The 9431-nt window shown below is 40.3% G+C and carries 16 protein-coding genes; 3 read left to right on the forward strand and 13 right to left on the reverse strand.

Annotated elements, in window-relative coordinates; translation table 11 throughout:
- Window positions 1-68: 68 nt before the first annotated feature.
- The 9 genes from IQ264_RS29535 to IQ264_RS29575 all read right to left on the reverse strand — a co-directional run bounded on the left by IQ264_RS29535 (window position 69) and on the right by IQ264_RS29575 (window position 4715).
- Window positions 69-272 (reverse strand): hypothetical protein, encoded by a 204-nt coding sequence (locus tag IQ264_RS29535; RefSeq protein WP_193985782.1) that lies wholly within the window; start codon window positions 270-272, stop codon window positions 69-71.
- 373 nt (window positions 273-645) lie between these two features.
- Window positions 646-1107 (reverse strand): type II toxin-antitoxin system VapC family toxin, encoded by a 462-nt coding sequence (locus tag IQ264_RS29540; protein ID WP_193985759.1) that lies wholly within the window; start codon window positions 1105-1107, stop codon window positions 646-648.
- Window positions 1108-1119: 12 nt separating this feature from the next.
- Complete coding sequence (locus IQ264_RS29545) at window positions 1120-1911, reverse strand: hypothetical protein (protein WP_193985760.1); 792 nt, start codon at window positions 1909-1911, stop codon at window positions 1120-1122.
- Window positions 1912-2156: 245 nt separating this feature from the next.
- The gene (locus tag IQ264_RS29550; protein WP_193985761.1) at window positions 2157-2471 is read right to left on the reverse strand and encodes a fertility inhibition FinO-like protein; all 315 of its coding nucleotides are present in this window, start codon (window positions 2469-2471) and stop codon (window positions 2157-2159) included.
- A 34-nt stretch (window positions 2472-2505) separates the two neighbouring features.
- Complete coding sequence (locus IQ264_RS29555) at window positions 2506-3102, reverse strand: hypothetical protein (protein WP_193985762.1); 597 nt, start codon at window positions 3100-3102, stop codon at window positions 2506-2508.
- Window positions 3103-3210: 108 nt separating this feature from the next.
- The gene (locus IQ264_RS29560; protein ID WP_193985763.1) at window positions 3211-3720 is read right to left on the reverse strand and encodes a hypothetical protein; all 510 of its coding nucleotides are present in this window, start codon (window positions 3718-3720) and stop codon (window positions 3211-3213) included.
- Window positions 3717-4193, reverse strand: a complete 477-nt coding sequence (locus IQ264_RS29565; protein ID WP_193985765.1) for a type II toxin-antitoxin system VapC family toxin — start codon at window positions 4191-4193, stop codon at window positions 3717-3719. Before IQ264_RS29565 ends, IQ264_RS29560 begins: the two co-directional genes overlap by 4 nt.
- A gap of 1 nt (window position 4194) precedes the next feature.
- Window positions 4195-4434 carry a hypothetical protein gene (locus tag IQ264_RS29570; RefSeq protein WP_193985767.1) on the reverse strand — a complete coding sequence of 80 codons (240 nt, stop codon included), beginning with the start codon at window positions 4432-4434 and terminating at the stop codon, window positions 4195-4197.
- 14 nt (window positions 4435-4448) lie between these two features.
- Window positions 4449-4715, reverse strand: a complete 267-nt coding sequence (locus tag IQ264_RS29575; protein ID WP_193985768.1) for a hypothetical protein — start codon at window positions 4713-4715, stop codon at window positions 4449-4451.
- A gap of 122 nt (window positions 4716-4837) precedes the next feature.
- Here IQ264_RS29575 and IQ264_RS29580 point away from each other — a divergent pair, with 122 nt between their 5' ends.
- Window positions 4838-5482, forward strand: a complete 645-nt coding sequence (locus IQ264_RS29580; RefSeq protein ID WP_193985770.1) for an AAA family ATPase — start codon at window positions 4838-4840, stop codon at window positions 5480-5482.
- Window positions 5479-5826, forward strand: a complete 348-nt coding sequence (locus IQ264_RS29585) for a CopG family transcriptional regulator (protein ID WP_193985772.1) — start codon at window positions 5479-5481, stop codon at window positions 5824-5826. The genes IQ264_RS29580 and IQ264_RS29585 overlap by 4 nt, the downstream gene beginning before the upstream one ends.
- A gap of 135 nt (window positions 5827-5961) precedes the next feature.
- Here IQ264_RS29585 and IQ264_RS29590 read toward each other — a convergent pair whose 3' ends face one another.
- The 4 genes from IQ264_RS29590 to IQ264_RS29605 form a co-directional block, all read right to left on the reverse strand.
- Complete coding sequence (locus IQ264_RS29590) at window positions 5962-6366, reverse strand: type II toxin-antitoxin system VapC family toxin (RefSeq protein ID WP_193985774.1); 405 nt, start codon at window positions 6364-6366, stop codon at window positions 5962-5964.
- Window positions 6363-6626 (reverse strand): DUF2281 domain-containing protein, encoded by a 264-nt coding sequence (locus IQ264_RS29595; protein ID WP_193985775.1) that lies wholly within the window; start codon window positions 6624-6626, stop codon window positions 6363-6365. Before IQ264_RS29595 ends, IQ264_RS29590 begins: the two co-directional genes overlap by 4 nt.
- A gap of 20 nt (window positions 6627-6646) precedes the next feature.
- Window positions 6647-7594, reverse strand: a complete 948-nt coding sequence (locus IQ264_RS29600; RefSeq protein ID WP_193985777.1) for a tyrosine-type recombinase/integrase — start codon at window positions 7592-7594, stop codon at window positions 6647-6649.
- Between the two features lie 158 nt (window positions 7595-7752).
- Entirely contained in the window at window positions 7753-7920 is a 168-nt protein-coding gene (locus tag IQ264_RS29605; protein ID WP_193985779.1) for a hypothetical protein, read from the reverse strand.
- A 408-nt stretch (window positions 7921-8328) separates the two neighbouring features.
- Between IQ264_RS29605 and IQ264_RS29610 the strand changes: the two genes are divergently transcribed.
- Complete coding sequence (locus tag IQ264_RS29610) at window positions 8329-9210, forward strand: FkbM family methyltransferase (protein ID WP_193985780.1); 882 nt, start codon at window positions 8329-8331, stop codon at window positions 9208-9210.
- Window positions 9211-9431: the final 221 nt, after the last annotated feature.

Raw genomic sequence — 9431 nt, forward strand, 5'->3', positions numbered from 1 at the left:
TTAATTTTCCCTAATCAGGAATATCAAAAATGAATTTACACCTAAAATAAGGCGGATAAAATAATTTTTTATAGTAAGTTTTTCAAAAATATTAGTAAATCTGAGTCATTTCTGCGGAATGTGGGTTCCAAGTAATCTGCTCTCGTCATCCCAAAGCATTCAGCAGCTATCCCCAAAGCCTTCCAGGTTTCATCAGTTACCCTTAAAGAGCGCACTTGACGGTAATCATCGTCTTTGAGTGCGAACTTGCCTTGAATGTCCCGCTTCCACATTACTCTTATTCCGTGTATTACATTGTTAAACTAACCAAGCCTTTCCCAAGTATTACACGGTATCACCACCATGCGCTCCACAATCACCTTGAAGCCTTACACAGTAAGCTATTAATTCCTCTTACCCTTCAAAAATGAGCGAACGTACAGGTGGTAGACTTGCCAAAAGGGGGACACTCGTAGCACAATTTGGGTGTGGTTAATGAGCAAGCTGCTTTAGTATTAACGAGCGAAAAACCGCGTTTACGATCGCAAAGCTCTTTTGCAGAAAATTTATACTAAGTTTGGTTCTGTAAAATTTCCTAGAAGTGCGACCCCCGAAACTGTTAACTGATCCAACGGTAACGGGGCATGGTGAAGATAAAGCCTCTTATTATGTAGTTTTCCAACATTCAACGTTTAGTTGCCTTGCTTGAGATATTATTTGAAAATCGGAATCTTCAGACACAATTGTAAGATTATGTTGTATTGCAGTGCAAGCAATCCATAAATCATTCTGTCTTACACCAGCATCTTCTATTTTAAATTTCCTACGTTTGGCTTTGTCTTTAGGGGCAAAGAAATTTAAAACGTTTGCATATAATTGTCCATATATTTTCGATGTTTCTTTATCTATTGGATAAATAAATTCAGTGAATGCTTGAACAAATTCTTCTACATTGTTTAAGTTTTCTGCTCTTCTTTCAGACTTCTCTGCCATAAGTATTAATTCTCCATAAATTATGCTATTTATAAATATTTCACTGTCCTCCGGTAGATTCATTAAGTGATTCAATACACTTAAATCTTTTTGGATAAAAATAAAAGTACAATGGTTAGTGTCTAACAAATACACAATTACTCCTAACTAACGAATTTCATTAACAAATTCTAAACACTCTTCGAGGTCGTCTCCCGCCCAACCTCCTTCTGAAGTTTTGAGAAACTTCAGAATATTTTTAATGGTCGGTCTATTTGTTTCTTTTTTTGTGTCTACTGTCTTTTCAAATTGTTCTACTAACCAAAGAATAGAGACAGCATTTAAGTAAATATACTCCTTAAGTACCTGACAACCTTCAATATTTGGCTCAACTTCTTGCTCGCTTTTTTGACTTTCTTGGTCTAGATCTTTTTCAATTTGCTCAGTTATTCTGAGTAGCCCCTCTCCTAATTCTTTTAAACCTTCATAATTTTCTGCATTTAAGGGGTAATTTCTCAAACCTTTAGACACTAGATTTGCGCCTAATGAAATATCACCTAATAAATCTAGATACTTTTCTGGGTGCTTCTTGTCATAAAGGATATAAAGCCCCTGTGTTAACTGTGCATTAGAGAAACTATTTGAACTAATCTCTTTGAGCTTCTGATACTCACTTTTGGTAAAAAAATCCCCGTATGCTTCTATAATCTCATCAGTTAGTTTACTGACTTTATATAACTCATTAGCCCTCATCAAGAAGTTCATTGGTGATTCTTTGGAGCTATTTAAGTTATTTAGTATTGACTGGATATCGTGAATTTTGTTAACTCCGTCAACTGGTAAAGAAGCATTTTCTGAGTTAATCAGTAGCTCTAAGCTATTTATAACATCTACAAAATCTTCTCTAATTGCGGTTTCAGGTTTTACCTGTAATGGTCTATTCAGTGTAATTTCTCCCATTTATTCCTGAACCTCCTTTATTTGGGCATATACCTGTAATTAAAGTAATACTGCTATTCTGGCATTAAATTGTTTAATAGATGCTTGTGTTAACCTACTGCTAGAGAATAACAACAGACGCACATCCAAAAGTATGATGAATCAACGCCAGATATCACGTAGCTGTTACCAAGGGCAAACTATACGGTTTTGTTTAGTACTTGTAAACGGTTTACAAACTTTTGGTTTTGGTGGAGGGGAGGAACTTATTCAGCAGATGGTGTAGCAACTGGCTCTTTCGGTGCCTTCGGCTTACGCTCAAACACTTGGATATTTGGCTCATTCAACACAAATCCCTGATCAGTTATGTCGCCCAATTTCCCTGCGATCGCTGCTACCCACATCGGATAATTCGCTTGTGCCTCTTCCAACTTCTTAAATACTTTTGGTTTAACTGTAATACTAGCAATTCGCCCATCACAATCAACCTCAAACTTTTTCCAACCGTTTTCCGCCGTTTCTACATTGGTGGGAAAGTCGTTGATTTTGATGGTAAGTTCCAATTTTCCTGCTACTGCCATAGTTGTTTCTCCTTGAAACGGTGCGAATTACTTATTATTTATCATCTAACGTTAAATTTGCCAAACTATAAAAATTTTTCTCAAATTCTAGCATTTGTTGAGTCATAATTTCTAGTTCTAACAGTTCAATTTGGTTAATAATTTTCAGGTAAGTGGATATGTGCATACCTTTAGGCTTGGGTATAACCAGACCATTAGTAACCAACTGTATCAAATTAGCTTCAAGTTTTTCTTTGAGTTTATACTGCTTACTCCTTAGCCGTTGGCTTTTAGTTTTCCTGGTGGATAAGTAAGCTAAATTTAAACACTTGCGACATCTAAAAACCTTAGTTTTAGCTTCTTTAGTATACAAATTCAATAATAATGATAGTCCCCGAAGCGAATGACTATTATCGTATAATTTCCCTACCCGACGAAGACATTTTGGGCAAATGAACCAGGGACGTTGACCACCATAATTACAATTAGTCCAAACCAGTTTAATTACCTGACCATTATCAGCAAGCGCTTCCTGTTGCCCTAATGTAGGTTTCGGGGAAAGCTGCCGAATATCTAAGCACTTGGCGCTTTCCACCGTATCTTTTGGCTTTTTACCAAACGTTCCGTAACGTCCAGAACCATAACCGCCCATAATTTTTTTATCGAAATCATTAAGGAAATTTATTCCCAAAAGTGTAAAAATGCACTTGTTACTATCTTAATTTGGGTATTTAGGATAACAGATCTCGCCAAAACTAGTTCAATCCCACCAATAAGAAATCACAACAGCATCACGCACTTGTGTTCCAGGTTCACCATCAAGTGCATCCATCAATCGCGTCAGCAGTCGGCGCTTGAGTCGTAAACCGTACTCTTCACTCGTACCATCACAGACATCTACTGAATCAGCACGCCACTTTTTACCTAAGTCCAAAAGCTGAGAAACTGTAGTATCCCGGTTCTCTGCCAGAACATATAACGTATCTGCCGGATAAGCAACAAAATGGATGATACTGGTTTCTGGCATCGGACGGTAGTTAGCCATCGCAATCAAAGTATCAATCACGCCACCAAAGCTTAGTCCATCAGGGTCAGCAGCAAAAATCGGCTTTGTAAACAGAAAGCTGACCCATAAATCAGGACGTTGAGAAAGGTCAGTAATCACTTCCTCGCCATCAAATTGGTTGAACCGACGTTGCCAAACTAATGCCGCAAACAGTTCTTGTGGAGAATAGGATTGAGCAATAGATTGGACTTTCGCGCTTGTCAAGCATCGCTATTCCTCACTTCTTCTGTCGATATCCAACTATCCAATAAAAACTCACGCACTTGGAGCATTCTTTGAAAATCACTATCGGCGGAAACAATCGTCAAACCATGACGCAAAGCTGTAGAAGCAATCCATAAATCATTCTCACTCACACCCAATTCTTCAATCCGAGTAGTTCTGCGTCTAACTCTTTCTCTTGGGCCAAATCGAGCAATAATTTCTGCTTTAAATTCACCGTAGATATCAGCAGTTTCTTTGTCCACTGGATAAATATTAATCCCACGCAAAAAAGTCTGGACTCGGATTAAATTAGCTGCTTTTTGTTGCTTTGAATTTTGTGCCATGAAAATGAGTTCGCCGCCAACAATGACGCTGGTAGCTACTGGTACTTCACCTAACTCTTGAAGACGACGTAGGACAACCGGATCTCCCTCAAGAATGCGACTACAGTGATTGGTGTCTAGCAGATACAACTTAAGCCCCTATTTGACCGCGTGTATCATAAACCATCTCCAGGCACTCTTGAAGGTCGTCACCTTCCCAAGTCCCGGCATACTTCAACAAAGAAGAGGCGGTAGAGTGATTTTCAGGGGATTCTTCTGGTTCAAGAACGATAACGCGCACTCTGCGTCCAGCGAGTTGAGCAGAGAAAGTTAAAATCTCTTCCCAGGTTCCTTCTAGTACTAACGGTAGTGATGTTGTGTTAGATGTCATGGCAAAAAGCTTCCCTACGCCGATTCTGATTCCACTTTACCCAAATAGCGAGTACGCAGCTTACCATCTTGCCAGTAGCGCAGGTAACGGTAGGGGCCATAAAATTTCCCCCGCTTTTTATCTGGAATCATTTTGACCTCGATATGTCCGCTGCCTGACTTTTCAGGAAATGCTTTTACTTCCAGAAGGGCATCGACGATCGCACGCACTTCCAAAAGTTCCGCTTCAGTCAGCTTGTCGAGTTGAATAGCAAGTACATCTAATGGGCTTTTCCTGGGCATGGCTTCTTAGCGAATAATTTAGTTCATTATATTCGCTAAGAAGCTAACCTGCTCCCGAAGGTGACAACTTACTGCATTGCTGCCATAATGCAGTAAGTAATGCAGTAAGTAATGCAGCAAGTATGGCAGTAATTGCGTATATCAACCAAAAAGGGGGGTGTGGCAAGTCCACTACTGCCGTGCATTTCGCCTATTGGTTGATTGCCAAGAAGAAGAAAAAAGTATTGCTCATCGATGCCGATGCCCAACGGTCAAGCTCACTGTGGCTCAAAGGCATGGAAGCAACTGTTGAGTTTAAAGTGATTCAGACACCTGATGACTTGTTGGAACAAATCCCCGGACTGGTGACAGAGTATGACTATCTGGTAGTAGATGGCCCAGCCAGTTTAGCCGAAGAAACCAGAGCGATTTTATTCCGAGCCGATTTAGCTATTGTCCCAGTGCAACCCAGCGGTGTAGATCTGCGAAGTGCTTCCGATGCCGTGCGCCTGATTAAGCAAGCCCAATCGGTACGCTCTGGGCCACCAGCAGCCGCCCTGTTTCTCAGTCGTGCCGTCAAAGGCACCAAGCTCAAGGATGAAGCGATGACCTTACTAGAACAAACCCCAGGTGTAACCTTACTCAAAACTGTAATTCACCAAAAACAGGCGATTGCTGATACTTCAGGTCAGTCCGCTACAGTTTGGGACTTACCCGGTCGCCCTGCTACTGAATCCGCTAAAGAGTACGAGCGGCTATTTAAAGAAATTTTCGCCTTGTTGCCATGAATAAGAAACCCCGCAAATCTTTAGGAGATTCCTTAGCGATTGAATTCGTTTACGGTGAAAAGATCGATCGACCTGTCAACAACCAGGAACAACCAGCATCCGAAACACCTCCCCCACCTGTGGAACAGCCAATCGCCAACGTTCCCACCCGGCCCTTACCAACGGAGTCTACATTAGCAACTATGTTTCAAACCTCAGCCAAAGAAGCTACTATCCGATTTACTGTAGATCTGCCAGAGTCGATGCACCGGAAGCTGTCAATTTTGGCAGCGAAGACAGGTAAGAAGAAAGCAGAGATTGTCCGAATGCTGCTGGATGAAACTCTTAAAGACGTAGAAGAGTAATGCAGTAAGTAAGTACTGCATTAAGTAATGCAGTAAGTCAGTAAGGCATTAATCATTTAAGTAATGCAGTAATTACTGATTTACTGCCAGCAGTAATCAGGTGGCGGTCATTTTATTTTTGTGTCCAATAAAAAACTAATCCAAAATAGAAATAACTTGAATACCAGTCACTCGATACATGGGCTTTGTTGGCTTTTCTGTTGTTACCAATTCCTCAGCACCAACCAACAATGCTGCCGCAACATGAAGAGAATCCATTGAAGCTAAACCATAAGTGCAAGCAATTCTATAAGCTTCTTCAATAATTCTTTCCACATCATTAGCCCAGTAAGTTACTGCATTAAAAAACGTTTCATAAAACTCAGCTTCATCAGTTTGTCGATTATAAACTGCCTTGGGCAACACCTCCAATTTAATAAAAATACTGGATGCAAATTCTCGGTCGGAATCAAGCAAAATTTCTAACGCTTTTTCAGAAATGTCCCCCACGCCACGAGCCGCAGCAACTAGCACTCCAGCATCAATAAAAGTTCGTTTCATTCCTCTTTATTTTCTATTCCACCTCGACGACTAGCCACTTCTTTTTCCAGTTCCTCCCTATTTAACAACGGTGTCCCAGAAGCAACAATTCTACCCCGAATTTGTCTTAACCGTTCTCCTAATGAAGATTGAGGAGTTAGATTCAATGGTTTAGGATTAACCGTTTTCAAGCGGAGAAATTCCGCAAAATCTAAAACCTCCTGTTGCTTTTCAGGCGGTAAAACTCTCAAATGCACTAAAATTGCTTCTTCAATACTCATCACTTTCTCCTAACCCTGCTTTAAATCAACCCAGCCAACAAATCACTAATTTCCCCTTGAATCCGCTGTCGATTATCATCATATTTCAGCAGAGTTTCAATACTCTTGTGCCTGCTCAACTTTTGCACTTTCCGTACATCCAAACCCGCATCTAAACTAGCAGTAATACTAGAATGTCTCACCCGATGGGGACTCATCACCTTAGTAACCCCCGCTCGTTGACAATAACCAACTACAATCAATCTAATTGCCTCCCCTGTTAACCGATGTCCAACAGACGCAAAAGCCTGAGAGACAAACAAAGGTGCATCAGCATCTAACTGACTATGCTCCACCCAATCTAATACTGCGATAGCAGTGGGACTTGCCAAATCTATCAATTCCTTTTGGTCGCCCCTGCCCTTACCTAAAATCCACAATTGATTCCTTGCCGCGTCAAAATCTCGCACATCCAATTGGCAGATTTCACCCCGGCGCAGCGCATTATCCCAGAGTAACCGTAAGATAGCGTAATCTCGTTTCCCTTGTACGGTGGCCCGATCGCACAATGAAATTACCCGGCGATAATCGGTTGGCCCAATCCCGGTAGTATCCCGATAACTTTCTACCCTTTCCCCTTTGACGGCATCTAACGTCCATTCACAGGCATCAAACTTTTCATGAGCAAACCTAACTAAAGATTTGATCGCTGCTAACCTGCGATTGACGGTAGCCTCTGCCAAAGAAGCAGACATCATGCTAGCTTTCCATTGCAACACCAAACTTACAGCTTGCCGACGAGAGAGAGAGAGAAACGCCTTGACCATTTCTGGTGTAGGTTTAGAACCGTAAGCGAATTGAAAAAAGTACCCCAAATCCGTAGCATAAGCCCGCTTGGTGTTAGAAGAGCGCTTATCTTCAATCAGACATTGCATGATGTCCCTTTCCAGGGGTTTAATTGGCGCAAATCCAGTCGGGGTCAGGGTCATAGCTGTTCTTGGTCTTGCTCAAACCACTATTATCGCAAGTTCTATTCAAATAGTTTACTTTACACTGATATTGTTAACTTGGAATTCCTTCAAGGGCAGCGAAGGCCGCCCCATCAATCCAAAAAACTTATGATTTAAGAGCATTAACCAACTTTATGTCAAACCGAAGGCAAGAAAATTTGGTGAGCTACTTCATGACGATGATCAATGGTTTGACGTAAAAATTCCAGCATTTGTTTGAGAGTAAATAACTGGGATAAAATTTGTCGGCTTCCTCTTCTTTTTCGACTAATATATTGCCATAATAAATAATTCCAAACATTCACAATTAAAAAAGCTAAACTAACGAATAAAAAGGCGATCGCAAAACTTTTTGCAGCCAGAACATAGGATTTTTTATAAAGCTGCAGGATTCCAATACTCTAGGGATTAGTTGGGTTTCTCGTGCGATTAATGGGCACAGATTTGGTTCAAGTAATGAACCTACAAAGGAATATAAAAATGATATTAAAGAAGTTATTCATAATGAAACTGGTTATGAAGTTATCGATATGAATAGTACAGAACGGACAAGTGCTATATGTGATGATTAAGAAGGCACAATTAAATAAAGGTTGTCTGCGTCCGATGAGCGCGAACGTTATGCGTCAAGCGTGAGGTAAGCACAATGAAGTTCGTCGCAATCAAATCAATACTTCAGTATTTTTGCCATGAAATTATCAGGTGAGTTAAGTATGGATAATAAAATTCAACCGAGGGAAAGTGTAGCTAATGCTCAGGGTGAATTCTCCGAAATTATCACGACTCGACGCTGCAAGTTGCCGAATAATATGGAAATCGCCTACCAAACTAAAGTTGAAGCTGAGTATTTTTATAAGGATATATTTGAAAAGCAAATATATCTAAGACATGGCATTACTCTCAAAGACGGGGACTGCATTTTTGATGTGGGAGGCAACATCGGTTTGTTTACGCTGTTTGTGCATCAACAACAAAAAAATATTACCGTCTATACATTTGAACCTGCTCCAACTCTGTTTGAGATTATGCGTTTCAACATATCTCGAAACGGATTTAATGCAAAGCTCTTTAATTGTGGGCTATCCAATCAAACCAAAACGGCAACTTTCACTTTTTATCTTAAGAATTCTGGAATGTCATCTTTTTATGCTGACGTGAAGGAAGAGAAAAAAGTCTTGCGGACGATTATGCTCAATCAGCTCAATCAACGGCGGCAAGGTATAACAGGAATGGAGCAGGTGATGCAAGACGCTGATGATTTAATAGATGAATTATTAGAAGACAGGTTTGAAAGTGAAACCTATACTTGCCAACTAAGAACACTTTCTGATGTGATTGCTGAGTATCATGTCGAACAAATAGATTTACTCAAAATTGATGTTCAAAAAAGTGAATGGGATATCATCACAGGTATCAAGGAAAATGATTGGCATAAAATTAAGCAAATTGTCCTGGAAGTCCATGATATAGAGGGACGATTAAACCAGATTCTCATTCTGCTACAACAGCATGAATATCAAATTTTGGTTGAACAAGATGATATGTGTGAAGGTTCAAATCTTTACAACCTTTTTGCGATTAAAAAATCATCTTGATGTCAGCTTTGCAGACCAATTTTTAATCTAGGATAAGCTTGAGTCTGGAGTTTGGCCCAGAAATAGCGAAGCTGACACCAGCCGCAAAGTAGCAAGTGAAACTCTTACTAGATAAGGATTTCAGCCATTTTTTACTTCCGACACACTCTCTTCTAGAGCCAACACTCAGTTAACCACGGCAGAGTATAGCCACTACTCTTCCGACAATAGTCCGTCAGCTC

This window comes from [Phormidium] sp. LEGE 05292 (genome assembly GCF_015207735.1).
GTDB lineage: Bacteria > Cyanobacteriota > Cyanobacteriia > Cyanobacteriales > Aerosakkonemataceae > Floridanema.

Bases quoted from the DNA above. Each gene is read 5' to 3' on its own strand.
- IQ264_RS29535 (WP_193985782.1), bottom strand. From the start codon at position 272: ATGTGGAAGCGGGACATTCAAGGCAAGTTCGCACTCAAAGACGATGAT.
- IQ264_RS29545 (WP_193985760.1), bottom strand. From the start codon at position 1,911: ATGGGAGAAATTACACTGAATAGACCATTACAGGTAAAACCTGAAACC.
- IQ264_RS29550 (WP_193985761.1), bottom strand. From the start codon at position 2,471: ATGGCAGTAGCAGGAAAATTGGAACTTACCATCAAAATCAACGACTTT.
- IQ264_RS29555 (WP_193985762.1), bottom strand. From the start codon at position 3,102: ATGGGCGGTTATGGTTCTGGACGTTACGGAACGTTTGGTAAAAAGCCA.
- IQ264_RS29570 (WP_193985767.1), bottom strand. From the start codon at position 4,434: ATGACATCTAACACAACATCACTACCGTTAGTACTAGAAGGAACCTGG.
- IQ264_RS29575 (WP_193985768.1), bottom strand. From the start codon at position 4,715: ATGCCCAGGAAAAGCCCATTAGATGTACTTGCTATTCAACTCGACAAG.
- IQ264_RS29580 (WP_193985770.1), top strand. From the start codon at position 4,838: ATGGCAGTAATTGCGTATATCAACCAAAAAGGGGGGTGTGGCAAGTCC.
- IQ264_RS29585 (WP_193985772.1), top strand. From the start codon at position 5,479: ATGAATAAGAAACCCCGCAAATCTTTAGGAGATTCCTTAGCGATTGAA.
- IQ264_RS29590 (WP_193985774.1), bottom strand. From the start codon at position 6,366: ATGAAACGAACTTTTATTGATGCTGGAGTGCTAGTTGCTGCGGCTCGT.
- IQ264_RS29595 (WP_193985775.1), bottom strand. From the start codon at position 6,626: ATGAGTATTGAAGAAGCAATTTTAGTGCATTTGAGAGTTTTACCGCCT.
- IQ264_RS29600 (WP_193985777.1), bottom strand. From the start codon at position 7,594: ATGACCCTGACCCCGACTGGATTTGCGCCAATTAAACCCCTGGAAAGG.
- IQ264_RS29610 (WP_193985780.1), top strand. From the start codon at position 8,329: ATGGATAATAAAATTCAACCGAGGGAAAGTGTAGCTAATGCTCAGGGT.